Raw genomic sequence first — 17,966 nt, 5'->3', positions numbered from 1 at the left:
AACAAGCCTGCAGCTTGAAAGACGACGAGTACAAAAGGGCAGGGCCAGTTGGCGCTGCCTTTTGCTTTTCTCAACGTAAAGAATCTACAGGCATCATGGACAATAAACGTATTCCTCAAGCCGCGTCGCCTCTGGCGTCGTGGCTTTCTTATCTGGAAAACCTGCACAGTAAAACCATCGATCTGGGCCTCGAACGCGTCAGTCAGGTGGCGCGTAAATTGGGCGTGTTGAAACCCGCGCCATTTGTCTTTACGGTGGCGGGCACCAACGGAAAAGGCACGACCTGCCGTACGCTGGAATCGGTGCTGACCGCAGCAGGTTATAAAGTCGGAGTATACAGTTCGCCGCATCTGGTGCGTTACACGGAACGCGTGCGCGTGCAGGGGGGGGAACTGCCGGAATCCGCGCATACTGCCTCGTTTGCTGAGATTGAAGACGCACGTGGCGATATTTCATTGACCTATTTTGAATACGGTACGCTATCGGCGCTCTGGTTGTTTAAACAGGCTCAGTTGGACGTAGTCATTCTGGAAGTGGGGTTAGGCGGTCGCCTTGACGCGACGAATATCGTCGATGCCGATGTTGCGGTCGTCACCAGTATTGCGCTTGATCATACCGACTGGCTGGGCCCGGATCGCGAGAGCATTGGTCGTGAGAAAGCGGGGATTTTCCGCGCAGAGAAACCGGCCATCGTTGGTGAACCTGAAATGCCATACACTATTGCGGATGTGGCGCAAGAGTGCGGGGCGATTTTGCAACGCTGTGGTGTGGACTGGCGCTATACGGTAACGGATAACGACTGGTCCTTTACGGACACTCACGGCACGTTGGCGCATCTGCCATTGCCACAGGTTCCACAACCGAACGCCGCGACCGCACTGGCTGCGCTGCGTGCCAGTGGTCTTGACGTCAGCGAGCAGGCAATTCGTGACGGAATCAAACAGGCGATTTTACCGGGGCGCTTCCAGATTGTGAGCGAGTCGCCGCGGGTGATTTTTGATGTTGCCCATAACCCGCATGCGGCGGAATATCTGACCGGACGTCTGAAAAAGTTAGTGAAAAGCGGGCGTGTACTTGCAGTTATCGGTATGCTACATGATAAAGATATTGCCGGTACGTTGGCCTGGTTAAAAAGCGTAGTCGATGCCTGGTACTGCGCGCCACTGGAAGGGCCGCGTGGCGCAACGGCAGAACAGCTGTTAGAACATCTGGGCAAAGGTGAAGCCTATGACAGCGTGGCGCAGGCATGGTCTGCGGCACTGGCCGAGGCGAAGCCAGAAGATACCGTGTTGGTGTGTGGATCGTTTCACACTGTCGCACATGTCATGGAAGTGATAGACGTGGGGAGAAGCGGTGGCGAGTAAGTTTCAGAATCGATTAGTTGGCACAATTGTGCTGGTCGCGCTTGGGGTGATTGTGCTCCCCGGGCTGCTTGACGGGCAAAAAAAACATTATCAGGATGAGTTTGCTGCGATCCCTCTGGTGCCCAAACCGGGCGATCGCGACGAGCCGGACATGATGCCTGCGGCAACGCAGGCGCTGCCAACGCAACCGCCTGAAGGGGCGGCAGAAGAGGTGCGCGCGGGCGATGCCGCCGCGCCATCGTTGGATCCGTCGCGTATGACAACGGCAAGTAGTGCGGAGTTAGATCCAGTCCCCGTACCTGTTGAACCGCCGAAACCTAAACCGAAGCCGCAACCCGTTGTCGCCACACCGGCGCCAGCGCCTGCGCCAGCTCCAGCGCCGAAACCGGTCGCTGAAGACGCGCCAGCCCCGACCGGCAAAGCGTATGTTGTGCAGCTCGGCGCGCTGAAAAATGCGGATAAGGTCAATGAGATCGTGGGTAAACTTCGTGGCGCGGGCTTCCGGGTATATACTTCCCCGTCAACGCCGGTACAGGGTAAAATAACCCGCATTCTCGTCGGCCCTGACGCCTCCAGAGATAAGCTGAAGAATTCGCTGGGCGAGCTACAGAAGATCTCCGGTCTGAGTGGGGTTGTGATGGGATATACCCCTAATTAAGGGGCTGTTTCATGCAGGCCGGATACGGTGTTTTCACCGTTTCCGGCCAGTGCCCGAAGAGGCATAAAACCGTATGGCGTTGAAGATTTTTTCAGCGCCATTTTTATTTACGCGTGGAAAGGAAATCCCTACGCAAACGTTTTCTTTTTCTGTTAGAATGCGCCCCGAACAGGACGACAGGGCGTAAAATCGTGGGACACTTATGGTCTGGATTGATTACGCCATTATCGCGGTGATTGGTTTTTCCTGTCTGGTTAGCCTGATCCGTGGCTTTGTTCGTGAAGCATTATCGTTGGTGACTTGGGGTTGTGCTTTCTTTGTCGCCAGCCATTACTACACTTACCTGTCTGTCTGGTTTACGGGCTTTGAAGACGAACTGGTTCGAAATGGGATTGCTATCGCGATACTGTTTATCGCGACACTTATCGTCGGCGCTATCGTTAACTTTGTGATAGGCCAACTGGTAGAGAAAACAGGTCTGTCGGGTACCGACAGGGTGTTGGGGATTTGCTTCGGTGCTCTGCGAGGAGCGCTGATCGTCGCCGCCATACTGTTCTTTCTCGATACGTTTACCGGTCTGTCGAAAAGTGAAGACTGGAGTAAGTCGCAGCTGATCCCGCAGTTCAGTTTCATCATCAGATGGTTCTTTGACTATCTGCAAAGCTCGTCAAGTTTCTTGCCCAAAGTATAAACTTTGGGTCGTTGCTGAACGAGGAAAAGACGTATGTGCGGTATTGTCGGTATCGCCGGTGTTATGCCGGTAAACCAGTCGATTTATGACGCGTTAACGGTGCTCCAGCATCGTGGTCAGGATGCTGCGGGCATCATCACTATTGATGCCAACAACTGCTTCCGCTTGCGTAAAGCAAACGGAATGGTGAGCGATATTTTTGAAGCGCGCCATATGCAGCGTTTGCAGGGCAATATGGGCATCGGTCATGTGCGTTACCCAACGGCTGGCAGCTCCAGCGCCTCCGAAGCTCAACCTTTTTACGTCAACTCACCGTATGGCATCACGCTTGCCCACAATGGCAACCTGACCAATGCGCATGAGCTGCGGAAAAAGCTGTTTGAAGAAAAGCGCCGCCACATCAATACCACTTCAGATTCTGAAATCCTGCTGAATATTTTCGCCAGCGAGCTGGATAACTTCCGCCATTACCCGCTGGAAGCAGACAATATTTTTGCTGCTATTGCGGCAACTAACCGCCAGATCCGCGGGGCCTATGCCTGCGTGGCGATGATTATCGGTCACGGCATGGTCGCCTTCCGCGATCCTAACGGCATTCGTCCGCTGGTGCTGGGGAAACGTGATATCGGTGATGGTCGCACCGAGTATATGGTCGCCTCCGAGAGCGTGGCGCTGGATACGCTGGGCTTTGAATTCCTGCGCGACGTTGCGCCTGGCGAAGCGGTATACATCACCGAAAAAGGCCAGCTGTTTACCCGCCAGTGCGCCGATAACCCGGTCAGCAATCCGTGCCTGTTCGAATACGTTTACTTTGCGCGTCCTGACTCCTTTATCGACAAGATTTCCGTCTACAGCGCGCGTGTGAATATGGGAACTAAGCTCGGCGAAAAAATTGCCCGCGAGTGGGAAGATCTGGACATCGACGTGGTGATCCCGATTCCGGAAACCTCATGCGATATCGCGCTGGAAATCGCCCGTATTCTCGGCAAGCCGTATCGTCAGGGGTTTGTGAAAAACCGCTACGTAGGGCGTACCTTTATCATGCCGGGCCAGCAGCTGCGTCGTAAATCCGTGCGCCGTAAACTGAACGCCAACCGTGCGGAGTTCCGTGATAAGAACGTGCTACTGGTGGATGACTCTATTGTACGTGGCACCACTTCAGAACAGATTATCGAGATGGCGCGTGAAGCCGGAGCGAAGAAAGTGTATCTGGCCTCTGCCGCACCGGAAATCCGCTTCCCGAACGTTTATGGCATCGATATGCCTACCGCGACGGAGCTGATTGCCCACGGTCGCGAAGTGGACGAGATCCGCCAGATAATCGGCGCAGACGGGCTTATCTTCCAGGATCTCAACGATCTGATTGAAGCCGTTCGCGCTGAGAACCCGGATATTCAGCAGTTTGAATGTTCAGTGTTTAACGGCGTCTATGTCACCAAAGACGTTGACCAGCAGTATCTCGATTTCCTTGACTCCCTGCGTAATGACGATGCCAAAGCGATATTGCGTCAGAATGAAGCGGAAAACCTTGAGATGCACAACGAAGGTTAATGTTTGCTCGCAAGCAAGGGCGCAACCCGCACCCTTGCTTGCAACTCCCCGTAAATTCCTGCAAAGTCGGCCCTGAAGCAAGCAAGGGCGATTAAACATGAAACGACTCATCATTGGTATTTCTGGCGCAAGTGGAGCGATTTACGGCGTGCGCCTGCTGCAGGTTTTGCGTGACGTTACTGATGTGGAAACCCATCTGGTGATGAGCGCCGCTGCCCGGCAGACGCTGGCGCTGGAAACGGATCTCTCTGTGCGCGACGTGCAGGCTCTGGCGAATGTGACTCACGATACGCGCGATATCGCCGCCAGTATATCCTCTGGCTCTTTTCAGACCGCCGGGATGGTTATCCTGCCCTGTTCAATTAAAACCCTTTCTGGCATCGTGCATAGCTATACCGATGGGCTGCTCACTCGTGCGGCTGACGTGGTATTGAAAGAACGTCGCCCGCTGGTGCTGTGCGTGCGCGAAACGCCATTGCATCTGGGGCATTTGCGGCTGATGACGCAGGCGGCAGAAATTGGAGCGGTGATTATGCCGCCTGTCCCGGCGTTTTATCATCGCCCGCAAACGTTAGATGATGTGATTAATCAAACGGTTAATCGTGTCCTTGACCAGTTTGATATTTCCCTTCCTCAGGACCTCTTCACCCGCTGGCAAGGGGCGTAAGCCGTTCCATCAGCGTGCAAAGAAACATCCGTTGCCCTGTTTCAGGGCAATTTTGTAACCGCGATCATATCCTCAACATTTAATTCGTCAAAACTCAACGAAACGCTGCGTTTCAACCGTCAGACCTGCTATCTTCAAAATCAGGACAATATTGCAACGTTTTATTAACATATTTAACGTCGAATATCCTCAACGACGCGAAAATGGCATAAGACCTGCATGAAAAAGTCTGCAAACACAACACAACGTAAAACATAATAAAATTACGCCACTTGAGGGTTATGTATGAAGAAGACGGTTCTTGCTTTGTCTTTGCTGGTAGGACTTTCCGCAACCGCGGCCAGTTACGCAGCACTTCCGCAGACAGTTCGTATTGGTACAGATACCACCTACGCGCCTTTTTCCTCTAAAGATGCCAAGGGCGACTTTGTCGGCTTTGATATCGATTTAGGAAATGAGATGTGTAAACGCATGCAGATCAAATGCACCTGGGTTGCCAGCGACTTTGATGCGCTGATCCCGTCGCTGAAAGCGAAAAAAATTGATGCCATCATCTCCTCGCTTTCTATCACCGAGAAGCGCCAGCAAGAGATTGCCTTCTCAGACAAACTTTACGCCGCAGATTCTCGTTTGATCGCCGCGAAAGGTTCCCCGATTCAACCGACTCTGGACTCCCTCAAAGGTAAACACGTAGGCGTACTACAAGGCTCAACTCAGGAAGCCTATGCCAATGATAACTGGCGCAGCAAAGGCGTGGATGTGGTGGCCTACGCGAACCAGGACCTGATCTATTCTGACCTGACGGCGGGCCGTCTGGATGCGGCATTGCAGGATGAAGTCGCGGCCAGTGAAGGTTTTCTTAAACAGCCGGCAGGCAAAGACTACGCTTTTGCCGGTCCTTCAGTTAAAGATAAAAAATACTTTGGCGACGGAACCGGGATTGGCTTGCGCAAAGATGATGCGGAGCTGAAAGCGGCTTTCGATAAAGCGCTGGGCGAACTGCGCAAAGACGGCACCTACGACAAGATGGCGAGTAAGTATTTTAACTTTAATGTCTACGGCGATTAATTCATCGACGTGGGGAGTTGGCTGCACCATGGCGGGTAACCATTATGGTGCATCATAAATTCAGTGCACTGTTTTGGTGCCTTTATCGCTGACTTAATAAGCATGAGTGCATACTTAAGCGCTTTTCATGCAAATAAATACCGCCGACAAGGTAGAATGCTTTGCCTTGTCGGCCTGATTAATGGCACGATAACTGCACCTGGTCCTGTAAAGATCCCCTATAAAAGACAGTCTGTTGAGGATAGTTATGAAAAAACTGGTGTTGTCTCTTTCTCTGGTCCTGGCTTTCTCCAGTGCTACCGCAGCATTTGCAGCCATTCCGCAAAAAATTCGTATCGGCACCGATCCTACTTATGCGCCGTTCGAATCGAAAAATGCGCAGGGTGAATTAGTCGGTTTTGATATCGATCTGGCTAAAGAGCTATGCAAACGTATTAATACACAATGTACCTTCGTGGAAAACCCGCTGGACGCGCTGATCCCTTCGCTAAAAGCGAAGAAAATCGATGCGATTATGTCTTCGCTTTCCATTACTGAAAAACGTCAGCAGGAAATCGCGTTTACCGACAAACTTTATGCAGCCGACTCGCGTCTGGTTGTCGCTAAGGATTCTGCTATTCAGCCGACCATTGAGTCGCTGAAAGGCAAACGTGTCGGCGTGCTGCAGGGCACCACTCAGGAAACGTTCGGCAACGAACACTGGGCGCCAAAAGGTATTGAAATTGTCTCCTATCAGGGACAAGACAACATCTATTCTGACCTGACTGCCGGGCGTATTGACGCCGCATTCCAGGACGAAGTCGCTGCCAGCGAAGGCTTCCTGAAACAGCCAGTTGGTAAGGATTACAAATTCGGCGGCCCGTCTGTGAAAGACGAGAAATTGTTTGGCGTGGGTACCGGTATGGGGCTGCGTAAAGATGATAACGAGCTGCGCGAAGCACTGAATAAAGCCTTTGCGGAGATGCGCGCTGACGGCACTTACGAGAAGCTGGCTAAAAAGTACTTCGATTTTGATGTTTATGGCGGTTAATCACCGCAGGTGCTGATAAAGCCCGTAGATTTTTGACGCGTTGAATTTATGTCTGATGGCGCTGTGCTCATCCGGCCTACGTTGATTTTGTAGGCCGGATAAGGCAACGCCGCCATCCGGCATTTAACGGTGAGTCTGAAATCAAAAGAGGCTTATTACTCCACCACACACGACAGGACAGGCAGCATGTTGTATGGCTTTTCAGGTGTTATTTTACAGGGCGCAATTGTTACGCTTGAGCTGGCTCTCAGCTCAGTGGTGCTGGCGGTTCTGATAGGCCTTGTCGGCGCGGCAGCAAAACTGTCGCAAAGCCGGGCGTTGGGGCTTATTTTCGAAGCGTACACCACGCTTATCCGCGGCGTGCCCGATCTGGTCTTAATGTTGCTCATCTTCTATGGATTACAAATCGCGCTGAATACCATTACCGATGCAATGGGGGTCAGCCAGATTGATATCGATCCGATGGTAGCAGGGATAATCACGCTCGGATTTATCTACGGGGCTTACTTTACCGAAACGTTCCGCGGCGCGTTTATGGCTGTGCCCAAAGGCCATATTGAAGCTGCGACGGCATTCGGCTTTACCAGTTCACAAATATTTCGCCGCATTATGTTCCCGGCGATGATGCGCTATGCCTTACCGGGAATTGGTAATAACTGGCAGGTTATTCTCAAAGCCACGGCGTTGGTATCACTGCTCGGTCTGGAAGATGTGGTGAAAGCCACTCAGCTTGCCGGGAAGAGCACCTGGGAGCCGTTCTATTTTGCCGTGGTGTGCGGGGTCATCTATCTGGTGTTTACCACAGTTTCTAATGGTGTGCTGCTGTACCTTGAGCGCCGTTACTCCGTGGGTGTGAAGAGGGCTGACCTGTGATTGAGATAATTCAGGAGTACTGGAAATCCCTGCTGTGGACGGACGGTTACCGCTTTACCGGTGTGGCAATTACTTTGTGGTTGTTGATCTCGTCGGTGGTGATGGGCGGCATACTGGCGCTGTTTTTGGCGATTGGTCGCGTTTCCAGCAATAAATTTATCCAGTTCCCGATCTGGTTATTTACCTATGTTTTTCGTGGCACGCCGCTGTATGTACAGCTGCTGGTGTTTTATTCCGGGATGTATACGCTGGAGATAGTCAAAGGAACGGACTTCCTCAACGCGTTTTTCCGCAGCGGATTGAATTGCACCGTACTGGCGTTGACGCTGAATACCTGTGCCTATACGACGGAGATTTTCGCCGGGGCGATTCGTTCTGTGCCACATGGTGAGATTGAAGCCGCGCGCGCTTACGGTTTCTCGTCATTCAAACTGTATCGCTGCATAATTTTGCCTTCCGCGCTGCGTATTGCGCTGCCGGCATACAGCAATGAAGTGATTTTAATGCTGCACTCCACGGCGCTGGCGTTTACCGCCACGGTGCCTGATTTGTTGAAAATCGCCCGCGATATCAACTCGGCAACGTATCAACCGTTTACCGCTTTTGGTATTGCCGCGGTGCTGTATTTGATTATTTCGTATGTCCTGATCAGTCTGTTCCGTAAAGCGGAAAAACGCTGGTTGCAGCATGTATCCTCTAAATAATTCGAGTAACACGATGTCTGAGAATAAATTAAACGTTATCGATTTACATAAGCACTACGGCGAACATGAAGTGCTGAAAGGGGTATCGCTGCAAGCTAATGCGGGTGATGTTATCAGTATTATTGGTTCGTCTGGTTCCGGTAAAAGTACCTTTCTGCGCTGCATTAACTTTCTTGAAAAACCGAGCGCTGGTTCTATTGTCGTCAGTGGGCAGAACATTGGACTGGTGCGTGACAAAGACGGCCAGCTCAAGGTTGCGGACAAAAATCAACTGCGTTTGCTGCGCACAAGACTAACCATGGTCTTTCAGCACTTTAATCTGTGGAGCCACATGACGGTGCTGGAAAACGTCATGGAAGCGCCGATTCAGGTATTAGGATTGAGCAAGCAGGAAGCCCGCGCTCGTGCGGTGAAGTATCTGGCTAAAGTGGGCATTGATGAGCGAGCGCAGGGTAAATATCCGGTGCATTTGTCTGGTGGTCAGCAGCAGCGCGTTTCTATTGCGCGAGCGCTGGCGATGGAACCGGAGGTGTTGCTGTTTGATGAACCCACCTCGGCGCTTGACCCAGAGCTGGTCGGCGAAGTGCTGCGCATTATGCAGCAACTGGCCGAAGAGGGGAAAACCATGGTGGTCGTGACCCATGAAATGGGGTTTGCCCGAAATGTCTCCACGCATGTGATCTTTCTGCATCAGGGGAAAATTGAAGAAGAGGGCGACCCGGAGCAGGTATTCGGCAACCCGCAAAGCCCACGCTTGCAGCAGTTCCTCAAAGGATCGCTGAAGTAATTCAGTTGCCCGGAGGCGCTATGCTTTCCGGGCCTACCGCTTTAACGCATCGCACTCCAGGCGATAAACCCAGTCGTCGTGCGCGACCCCATTAATTTCATACGCTTTTTCCAGCACCTGCGTTCGTACAAAGCCCGTCTTTTCCAGAACACGTATCGACCCCTTATTCTCTGCCAGCACGTAAGCATTTATCGCCGTGACGCCAGCCTGCTCCAGGGCATACTGACACACCGCGCGCACGGCTTCGCTGGCAATACCTTTCCCCTGCGCATGCGGCATGAGGGCGTAACCGAGGTCGGCCTCATGCGGATAAAGATGACTGATTTGCAGACCAATATCGCCGAGCGGCGTCGGGTTGTTATGCTCGCGAATAACAAATGTGTGCTGTGCGGCAAGGCGTCTGGCGAATAACAGACGCGTATCCTTTGCTGGGGCGATGTCGCCCATATAGCGCATGACTTCAGGGCTTTCACGCAGTCTCTGGAAAAATGACCAGTCAGAAAATTGAAACAAAGAGAGGGTAAGACGGGGAGTCGATATTTTTGCCATAACGTCGCCATTGCGGAAGTCAGATCTATAACCTTACCATCGCAACGGCGAATGTGAATAGCGCTTAGCAACTATCGGATAACATCCGCTAGCGCCTCTTCTAAATCGTACCAACGAAACGCAAAACCGGACGCTTCCAGGCGTTTGGGTAACGCCCGCTGTCCGCCGAGAACCAGCACGGAAGACTCGCCCATCAGTAGACGTATTACGCTGGCGGGAACGCGCAGAATGGCTGGGCGGTTTAATGCATGACCCAGTGCGTGGGCAAACTGCTCATTGTGTACCGGGTACGGTGAAACCATATTGAAGGGGCCACGCAGATCGTTATCCAGCAGCCAGATAATACCGTTGACCATATCATCAATATGGATCCAGGCCAGATACTGGCGTCCGTTACCAATCGGGCCGCCTAAACCAAGACGGAATGGCGGGACCATTTTCCCCAGAATCCCGCCAGCAGAGGCCAATACCACGCCGGTACGCAACATACACACGCGGGTTTTGTCACTTTGCGCTGTGCTGGCAATTTGCTCCCAGCGGGCGCACAGCTTATGGGTAAATTCGTTATGCGGCGGCTCTTCTTCCGTGACGACAACTTCGCCCAGATCGCCGTAGTAACCGGTAGCGGAACCGGATATTAACACCGCGGGCGGCGTCTCGCTGGCGTTGATTAAATCGACCAGTTTCTGCGTGATGCCCCAACGACTCTGGCATAGGCGCTCTTTTTGCTCAGCGCTCCAGCGCTTATCTGCAATAGGCTCTCCGGCAAGGTTAATCACGGCATCAATGCCATCGAGATTTTGCTGCTCTGCCAGCCCCTTCCATAACGTGACCCGAGAGTCGAGAATCTGACGCGCCTTATCAGGGGTACGTGTCACTACGGTTATCTGATGCCCCAGTTCGAGCAGGCGGGGGATCAGATGACGTCCAATCAGGCCAGTACCGCCGGTAATCAGAATCTGCATGTCGCCTCCCGGGTTACGTTTAGCGCTGCCAGCTCAGCGTCATGGATACTGAGTCGGCGTAACGCAATGCGTGAAGTTTATCGATCTCCACTTCAGCATAAGTGACCCAGTGATGTTCGCGTGCGATATCGAGCACATCTTGAGTTAATTTTTCTAATAGTGAGAAGCGGTTACTCTCCACGTGCGCAATGATGCTTTTGGTGATAGTGCGATAATTCAGCGCATCGTTGATATCTTCGCTGATACGGGCTTTGTCTGCCGGATAATGAATGGCAATGTTGATGACGATATCCTGGCGGTTAAGGATCTCCTCTTCTTTGATGCCGATAAAGGTGCGCAGACGAAGGTTTTTTATACGAATAATCGCGTCAGGTTGTGACATTGCAGGTTTCCTCCATGTATGAACCTATTCATGATACACGAGAATCGAACCGTGTTACCGCTTCTCACTCTGCGCTTGCTGCATGGCGCGTTCTGTAGCGGGCCGCGTACGGATGCGCTCATGCCAGTTATTAACCGCCGGGTAATTGTCGAGGTCGATACGCTGACGCTGGTGGGCATGAATCCATGGCCAGCAGGCTATGTCCGCAATGCTGTAGTGATCGCCCCCCAGCCAGGGGGAGGTTTCCAGACGTTTATTCATCACGTTGTACAGGCGCTGGGTTTCAACCTGGTATCTTTCAATGGCGTAGGGAATAGTCTGCGGGGCGTAATGACTGAAATGGTGATTCTGACCGAGCATGGGGCCCAGGCCGCTGACCTGCCAGAACAGCCATTGCAGCGTGGTGTGGCGCTCACGCAACTCACCGCTCAGCAGCTTGCCGCTCTTTTCCGCCAGATAGAGTAAAATTTCTCCGGACTCAAACAGGCTGATCGGGCTTCCACCATCCTGCGGCGCATTGTCGATAATGGCCGGGATTTTATTGTTCGGCGAGATCTGCAGAAAATCAGGACGAAACTGGCTACCTTTGCTGATATCGACATGAATCAGACGGTATTGCAGCTGCGCTTCTTCAAGAAACAGCGTGATTTTGTGACCGTTTGGCGATGGCGTGTAATAGAGATCGATCATTTTCAGCGTCCGTTTTGTCATGAACCGGGTCATTACAAGTATAGAGCCTGTTGGCGTGCGTGAGTTTTCATCAAGTGACAGCGAGAGAAAGACTCTATATTTTGAAGGCAAGCCAATACACTTCAGAGGACGTTATGAGCAAACCTGCAATTACGCTGTGGTCAGATGCCAATTTTTTCTCCCCTTACGTGCTGTCTGTTTATGTCGCTCTGCAAGAGAAAGGGCTACCTTTTACGCTGAAAACTGTTGATCTCAACAGCGGTGAACACTTGCAACCTTCATGGCAAGGTTATGCGTTGACGCGCCGCGTGCCGGTCCTGGAGATTGACGATTTCGAGCTGAGCGAATCATCAGCAATTACTGAGTTTCTGGAAGAGAGCTTTGCCCCGCCGCAGTGGGAGCGCATCTACCCACATGATGTGCAAAAGCGCGCGCGGGCTCGCCAGGTGCAGGCGTGGATCCGCAGCGATCTGATGCCTATTCGTGAAGAGCGCTCAACGGATGTGGTTTTTGCTGGCGTGAAAAAAGCGCCGCTGAGCGACGCCGGAAAAGCCAGTGCGGAAAAACTGTTCGCCACTGCGAGCAGTTTACTGAGCCATGGTAAACAGAATTTATTTGGCGAATGGTGTATCGCTGATTGCGATTTAGCGCTAATGCTTAATCGTCTGGTCCTTAACGGCGATGAGGTGCCAGAAGCGCTTGCAGAATATGCCACCTTCCAGTGGCAGCGCGCTTCAGTTCAGCGTTTTATCGCGCTTTCAGCGAAGCGTTCCTGCTGACCATCGGAGCGTAATCCAGTATCATTACAAGGTAATTTTCAACGAGGAGTGAGTGATGAAACTGATGTTCGCATCGGACATTCATGGTTCGTTGCCAGCCACGGAACGCGTACTCGAACTGTTTAGCGCAAGCGGTGCGCAATGGCTGGTGATATTGGGTGATGTTTTAAATCACGGACCGCGTAATGCGTTGCCGGAAGGCTATGCGCCCGCGCAGGTTGCAGAGCGGTTGAATGAACTGGCAGCGCGGATTATTGCGGTGCGTGGCAATTGCGACAGCGAAGTGGATCAGATGCTCCTGCATTTTCCGATAACCGCGCCGTGGCAGCAAATTCTGACAGAAAACCAGCGACTCTTTTTGACGCACGGGCATCTTTTTGGCCCGCAAAATATGCCAGCGCTCAGCGCGGGAGATGTACTGGTTTATGGCCATACTCATCTGCCGGTTGCCGAGTTGCAAGGGGATGTCTATCACTTTAACCCTGGCTCGGTAAGCATCCCGAAAGGAGGCTTTGCGGCAAGCTACGGGATTCTGGATGATAATGTTCTCAGCGTAATGGCACTCAATGATCAAAGTGTTATTGCGCAGATCGAGATTAATCCGTAATTTACCCCACAAACATAAACGCGCCGTAAGAGCGCCAGAAAAAAGAAGGTTTCCTGATGGTGGAACAGCGTCGTTTGGCAAGTACGGAATGGGTGGATATTGTGAATGAAGACAACGAAGTCATCGCACAGTCCAGCCGGGAACAAATGCGGGCGCAGCGCTTACGCCATCGTGCGACGTATATCGTGGTGCACGATGGTATGGGCAAAATTCTGGTTCAGCGTAGGACTGAGACAAAAGATTTTTTGCCCGGAATGCTGGATGCCACCGCTGGCGGTGTTGTTCAGGCTGACGAGCAGCTACTGGACTCAGCGCGCCGTGAAGCGGAAGAGGAGTTGGGGATTGCGGGCGTGCCGTTTGCCGAGCACGGTCAGTTTTATTTTGAAGACCAGAACTGTCGCGTCTGGGGCGGGCTGTTTAGCTGCGTTTCCCACGGGCCGTTTGCGCTTCAGGAAGAAGAGGTCAGTGAAGTTTGCTGGCTGACGCCGGAAGAAATCACCGCACGCTGCGACGAATTTACGCCGGACTCACTGAAAGCGCTGGCGCTGTGGATGACCCGCAACGCCAAGAATGAAGGGGCGAAAGCCGAAAAGCAGGAAGAAGCCGAGTAACGTCTGCTCATCCGGCCTACAGCGTCGAGAAATCATGTAGGCCGGGCAATCATTTTTTAATGGTAACCCATTATCTGCGCCCCAATCACCACCACGCTGGACATAATAAACAGCAGGCCCAACAGCGTGGCGCCTACTTTCAGCCAGTTACGAAAATCCACCCGACAAACGCCTAACGTTGCCATCAATGATGCCGACGTCGGATAGATAATGTGACTGAATCCGTCGCCAAACTGGAAGGCCAGTACGGTGACCTGACGGTTTACGCCAACCAGATCGCCCAGCGGCGCTAATAGCGGCATGGTCAATGCAGCCTGGCCAGAACCGGACGTGACGAAGAAATTAAATACCGCCTGGAACAGCAGCATAAACCATGCAGCGATAGCGTTATCCAGCCCGCTGATACCGTTGGCAATGCTGTGCAGCAGGGTATTTAATACGCTGGCTTCGCCCGCCTCTCCGTTACCGACCAGCAATAATATGCCCTTGGCGAAACCGACCAGCAGAGCGGGAGCAATCATCATTCGCGCGCCTTCAGTGAATGAAGATGCCATAACGTTGACCGTCATACCGTTGAGACGGAACACGACGCCGATGATGCCAATCACCAGTCCCATCGTGAAGAACTGGCTGGCGATCTCAGGAATAAACCACGCGTTGACGATAACGCCCCAGACGACCCAAATCATCACCGCCGTCAGTACCAGCAGCACCAACCAGTCGCCCAGCGTGAAGCGGCGTTCTACAACCTCGTCCTGCTGCTCGCGAAAAAAACGGTCTGACTCATGTACCCGGGAGAGAAGCGGATTTTTTTTGATGCGCGCTGCGTAGACCAGGGTGAAGGTCAGCCCTATCAGGGTCGCAACGACCCACACGACGATACGCAGACCGGAACCAGAGAGCACCGGGACGCCTGCAATACCCTGTGCGACCACTACGCAGAACGGGTTCATCCACGAACTGGCAAAACCAATCTGGGTAGCGATATAAGTGACCAGAACGGTGGTGATACTGTCGTAACCTAAGCGTACCATCAAAGGCGCGATAATAATGGCAAAGGCGACCGCCTCTTCGCCCATGCCAAACACCGCGCCGCCTAATGAGAAGAGAACAAACAGCACCGGGATAAACAGGACCTCGTTACCTCGCGTATGGCGAATGAGCGCCAGGATACCGTTATCAATGGTTCCGGTACGCATAACGATGCCGAATGCGCCGCCAATCACCAGCATAAACATAATAATGCCGACGGCGGTGCCGAATTTAGAGCCGGAGGTTAATCCTTCAAACGGAAAATTCATCAGGCCAGGGCGTTCATCTCCGGTGGTGAAAAACTGCACCCGGTGATACTGCTCTTCACCCGCATCGTTGGTCAGAATACGAAAAGAGTGGGGGTCGACAACATTACGGGTTTTGGTTTGCCCATCAACCTGATACTGCACTTCCTGGCTGTCGAACATCCCGACCGGAACAACCCATGTCGCCAGGCTGGTTAAAATGGCGACGAAAAAAATAATCACCAGCGTATCGGGCATCGCCCATTTTTTGGCTGGCTGTGATTCTGTGACTGCTGACATGAAAGACTATCCCTGTTGCAATGCAAAAGAGAGTAAGTATGCAAACAGAAGAATAGTTATTCATTGATGCAGCGCATCCTGGCAAATATTTCAGAATGTACCAAAGAAAGAACAGATATAAAAAAACCGGAAATATCAGCTATTTCCGGTTTGATAAGCAGAGGTGTTGCCGGATAAGAGATCCGGCACACCGCAGCAAATTACTTCTGCTGCTGGGATGACTGGATCGCGGTCAGGGCGATGGTATAGACGATATCGTCTACCAGCGCACCACGGGACAGGTCGTTCACCGGCTTGCGCATACCCTGCAGCATTGGCCCGATGGAGATCAGGTCGGCAGAACGCTGTACCGCTTTGTAGGTGGTGTTACCGGTGTTCAGATCCGGGAAGATGAACACGGTAGCGCGACCTGCAACCGGCGAGTTCGGCGCTTTGGATTTCGCTACGTCAGCCATAACCGCGGCGTCGTACTGCAGCGGACCATCGATCATCAGGTCAGGACGTTTTTCCTGCGCCAGACGAGTCGCTTCGCGAACTTTCTCTACATCGCTACCTGCACCAGAGGTACCGGTGGAGTAGGAAAGCATCGCAACGCGCGGTTCGATACCGAAGGCGATGGCGGATTCAGCGGACTGAATGGCGATTTCTGCCAGTTGTTCAGCAGTCGGATCCGGGTTGATCGCGCAGTCACCGTAAACGTAAACCTGTTCCGGCAGCAGCATGAAGAACACGGAAGACACCAGCGAGCTACCCGGCGCAGTTTTGATCAACTGCAGCGGTGGACGAATGGTGTTTGCGGTAGTGTGAACGGCACCAGAAACCAGACCGTCAACGTCGTCCTGCTCCAGCATCAGGGTACCGAGAACCACGTTGTCTTCCAGCTGTTCGCGGGCAACGGTTTCGGTCATGCCTTTGTTCTTACGCAGCTCAACCAGGCGAGCAACGTAGCTTTCGCGAACCACATCGGGATCAACGATTTCTACGCCAGCGCCCAGCTCAACGCCCTGAGAGGCCGCAACGCGGGTGATCTCATCCGGGTTACCCAACAGAACGCAGGTAGCAATACCGCGTTCAGCACAGATAGCAGCCGCTTTAACGGTACGCGGTTCGTCGCCTTCCGGCAGAACAACACGTTTGCCCGCTTTACGCGCCAGCTCGGTCAGCTGATAACGGAACGCCGGTGGAGACAGACGACGGCTGCGTTCAGAAGTCGCGGTCAGAGATTCAATCCAGTCAGCGTTGATGTAGTTAGCAACGTATTCCTGAACTTTTTCGATGCGCTCGTGATCGTCAACCGGAACTTCCAGGTTGAAGCTCTGCAGGCTCAGAGAGGTCTGCCAGGTATTGGTGTTCACCATGAATACCGGCAGGCCGGTAGCGAATGCACGTTCGCACAGTTTGTTGATGCGCGCGTCCATTTCGTAGCCGCCAGTCAGCAGCAGAGCACCGATTTCTACGCCGTTCATAGCAGCCAGACATGCTGCAACCAGCACGTCAGGACGGTCGGCAGACGTCACCAGCAGAGAACCTGCGCGGAAGTGCTCCAGCATGTGCGGAATGCTACGTGCGCAGAAAGTCACAGACTTCACGCGACGGGTGTTGATATCGCCTTCGTTAACGATGGTAGCGTTCAGGTGACGCGCCATATCGATTGCACGGGTAGCGATCAGATCGAAGCTCCATGGCACCGCGCCCAGAACCGGCAGCGGGCTGGATTCTTGCAGTTTAGCCGGATCAACTTTGATCACCTGCGCTTTGGAAGAGTCGTCGAAAATCTCGGACAGATCCGGGCGAGTACGGCCCTGGTCATCAACCGGCGCGTTCAGTTTGTTAACGATAACGCCAGTGATGTTGGTGTTTTTCGCGCCGCCGAAGCTGCTGCGAGTCAGTTCAATACGCTCGTTCAGCTGTTCCGGGGTATCGGTACCCTGAGACATCACGAAGACGATTTCCGCATTCAGCGTTTTCGCGATTTCGTAGTTCAGAGACTGCGCGAACTGATGCTTACGTGTTGGGACCAGGCCTTCAACCAGTACAACTTCAGCATCTTTGGTGTTCGCGTGATAATTCGCGATGATCTCTTCCATCAGCACATCTTTCTGATTGCTGGACAGCAGAGATTCAACGTGGCTCATCTTCAGCGGCTCAGCAGCTGGCAGGTTAGAGTTCGCACGAACGATAGTGGTAGTCTGGTCTGGCGCATCGCCACCGGCACGAGGCTGAGCGATGGGTTTAAAGACGCTCAGACGAACGCCTTTGCGTTCCATAGCACGGATCACGCCGAGGCTGACGCTGGTCAGGCCGACGCTGGTTCCGGTAGGGATCAGCATAATAATACGGGACACGGTTTATCCTCTTTCGTTACCGCCCATTTCAGGCGGGTTACAAAACAGCACCGCCAGCTAGGCTGGCG

Annotated in this window: 19 protein-coding genes; 13 read left to right on the top strand and 6 right to left on the bottom strand. The window is 52.9% G+C overall.

Translation table 11 applies throughout. From position 1 onward, the window contains the following. Positions 1 to 95: 95 nt before the first annotated feature. The 10 genes from folC to hisP all read left to right on the top strand — a co-directional run bounded on the left by folC (position 96) and on the right by hisP (position 9,393). The gene (gene folC, locus FDX09_RS18995) at positions 96 to 1,364 is read left to right on the top strand and encodes a bifunctional tetrahydrofolate synthase/dihydrofolate synthase (RefSeq protein WP_085047807.1); all 1,269 of its coding nucleotides are present in this window, start codon (positions 96 to 98) and stop codon (positions 1,362 to 1,364) included. Next, the gene (dedD, locus tag FDX09_RS18990; RefSeq protein ID WP_137347696.1) at positions 1,354 to 2,022 is read left to right on the top strand and encodes a cell division protein DedD; all 669 of its coding nucleotides are present in this window, start codon (positions 1,354 to 1,356) and stop codon (positions 2,020 to 2,022) included. The genes folC and dedD overlap by 11 nt, the downstream gene beginning before the upstream one ends. Before the next feature lie 202 nt (positions 2,023 to 2,224). Beyond that, positions 2,225 to 2,713: a colicin V production protein gene (cvpA, locus tag FDX09_RS18985; RefSeq protein ID WP_005129678.1), complete on the top strand. Its 489-nt coding sequence runs from the start codon at positions 2,225 to 2,227 to the stop codon at positions 2,711 to 2,713. A gap of 33 nt (positions 2,714 to 2,746) precedes the next feature. Beyond that, positions 2,747 to 4,264 carry an amidophosphoribosyltransferase gene (gene purF / locus FDX09_RS18980; protein ID WP_005129677.1) on the top strand — a complete coding sequence of 506 codons (1,518 nt, stop codon included), beginning with the start codon at positions 2,747 to 2,749 and terminating at the stop codon, positions 4,262 to 4,264. Between the two features lie 97 nt (positions 4,265 to 4,361). Then, on the top strand, positions 4,362 to 4,931 hold the full coding sequence (locus tag FDX09_RS18975; protein WP_038642336.1) for a UbiX family flavin prenyltransferase: 570 nt from the start codon (positions 4,362 to 4,364) through the stop codon (positions 4,929 to 4,931). Between the two features lie 285 nt (positions 4,932 to 5,216). Next, on the top strand, positions 5,217 to 5,999 hold the full coding sequence (gene argT, locus FDX09_RS18970) for a lysine/arginine/ornithine ABC transporter substrate-binding protein ArgT (protein WP_006683634.1): 783 nt from the start codon (positions 5,217 to 5,219) through the stop codon (positions 5,997 to 5,999). A 247-nt stretch (positions 6,000 to 6,246) separates the two neighbouring features. Further along, the gene (gene hisJ, locus FDX09_RS18965) at positions 6,247 to 7,029 is read left to right on the top strand and encodes a histidine ABC transporter substrate-binding protein HisJ (protein WP_003028120.1); all 783 of its coding nucleotides are present in this window, start codon (positions 6,247 to 6,249) and stop codon (positions 7,027 to 7,029) included. Between the two features lie 186 nt (positions 7,030 to 7,215). Further along, the gene (locus FDX09_RS18960; protein WP_038642334.1) at positions 7,216 to 7,902 is read left to right on the top strand and encodes a histidine ABC transporter permease HisQ; all 687 of its coding nucleotides are present in this window, start codon (positions 7,216 to 7,218) and stop codon (positions 7,900 to 7,902) included. Next, entirely contained in the window at positions 7,899 to 8,606 is a 708-nt protein-coding gene (gene hisM / locus FDX09_RS18955; RefSeq protein WP_038642332.1) for a histidine ABC transporter permease HisM, read from the top strand. The genes FDX09_RS18960 and hisM overlap by 4 nt, the downstream gene beginning before the upstream one ends. A gap of 13 nt (positions 8,607 to 8,619) precedes the next feature. Then, positions 8,620 to 9,393, top strand: a complete 774-nt coding sequence (gene hisP / locus FDX09_RS18950) for a histidine ABC transporter ATP-binding protein HisP (RefSeq protein ID WP_038642330.1) — start codon at positions 8,620 to 8,622, stop codon at positions 9,391 to 9,393. 33 nt (positions 9,394 to 9,426) lie between these two features. Here hisP and FDX09_RS18945 read toward each other — a convergent pair whose 3' ends face one another. The 4 genes from FDX09_RS18945 to yfcG all read right to left on the bottom strand — a co-directional run bounded on the left by FDX09_RS18945 (position 9,427) and on the right by yfcG (position 11,979). Further along, positions 9,427 to 9,942 (bottom strand): GNAT family N-acetyltransferase, encoded by a 516-nt coding sequence (locus FDX09_RS18945; protein WP_074458484.1) that lies wholly within the window; start codon positions 9,940 to 9,942, stop codon positions 9,427 to 9,429. A gap of 71 nt (positions 9,943 to 10,013) precedes the next feature. Beyond that, entirely contained in the window at positions 10,014 to 10,907 is an 894-nt protein-coding gene (locus FDX09_RS18940; protein ID WP_085047810.1) for a TIGR01777 family oxidoreductase, read from the bottom strand. A 19-nt stretch (positions 10,908 to 10,926) separates the two neighbouring features. Continuing rightward, complete coding sequence (folX, locus tag FDX09_RS18935) at positions 10,927 to 11,289, bottom strand: dihydroneopterin triphosphate 2'-epimerase (protein WP_038642324.1); 363 nt, start codon at positions 11,287 to 11,289, stop codon at positions 10,927 to 10,929. 54 nt (positions 11,290 to 11,343) lie between these two features. Then, the gene (yfcG, locus tag FDX09_RS18930; RefSeq protein ID WP_069323632.1) at positions 11,344 to 11,979 is read right to left on the bottom strand and encodes a GSH-dependent disulfide bond oxidoreductase; all 636 of its coding nucleotides are present in this window, start codon (positions 11,977 to 11,979) and stop codon (positions 11,344 to 11,346) included. Positions 11,980 to 12,113: 134 nt separating this feature from the next. Here yfcG and yfcF point away from each other — a divergent pair, with 134 nt between their 5' ends. The 3 genes from yfcF to yfcD are packed head-to-tail and all read left to right on the top strand — an operon-like array spanning position 12,114 to position 13,976. After that, positions 12,114 to 12,758 carry a glutathione transferase gene (gene yfcF / locus FDX09_RS18925; protein ID WP_085047811.1) on the top strand — a complete coding sequence of 215 codons (645 nt, stop codon included), beginning with the start codon at positions 12,114 to 12,116 and terminating at the stop codon, positions 12,756 to 12,758. 55 nt (positions 12,759 to 12,813) lie between these two features. Beyond that, entirely contained in the window at positions 12,814 to 13,365 is a 552-nt protein-coding gene (gene yfcE / locus FDX09_RS18920) for a phosphodiesterase (protein ID WP_069323380.1), read from the top strand. Between the two features lie 56 nt (positions 13,366 to 13,421). Continuing rightward, positions 13,422 to 13,976 (top strand): NUDIX hydrolase YfcD, encoded by a 555-nt coding sequence (yfcD, locus tag FDX09_RS18915; protein ID WP_006683645.1) that lies wholly within the window; start codon positions 13,422 to 13,424, stop codon positions 13,974 to 13,976. Positions 13,977 to 14,032: 56 nt separating this feature from the next. Here yfcD and yfcC read toward each other — a convergent pair whose 3' ends face one another. After that, a complete protein-coding gene (yfcC, locus tag FDX09_RS18910) occupies positions 14,033 to 15,553 on the bottom strand; it encodes a putative basic amino acid antiporter YfcC (RefSeq protein ID WP_137347695.1) in 1,521 nt (506 codons plus the stop codon). 200 nt (positions 15,554 to 15,753) lie between these two features. Then, entirely contained in the window at positions 15,754 to 17,898 is a 2,145-nt protein-coding gene (gene pta, locus FDX09_RS18905) for a phosphate acetyltransferase (protein ID WP_038642314.1), read from the bottom strand. Positions 17,899 to 17,966 lie beyond the last annotated feature (68 nt).

The organism is Citrobacter sp. wls717, from assembly GCF_005280955.1.
GTDB lineage: Bacteria > Pseudomonadota > Gammaproteobacteria > Enterobacterales > Enterobacteriaceae > Citrobacter > Citrobacter werkmanii.
Note: the sequence above shows the minus strand (reverse complement) of the source record. Positions and strands in the feature narration are given on the sequence as shown.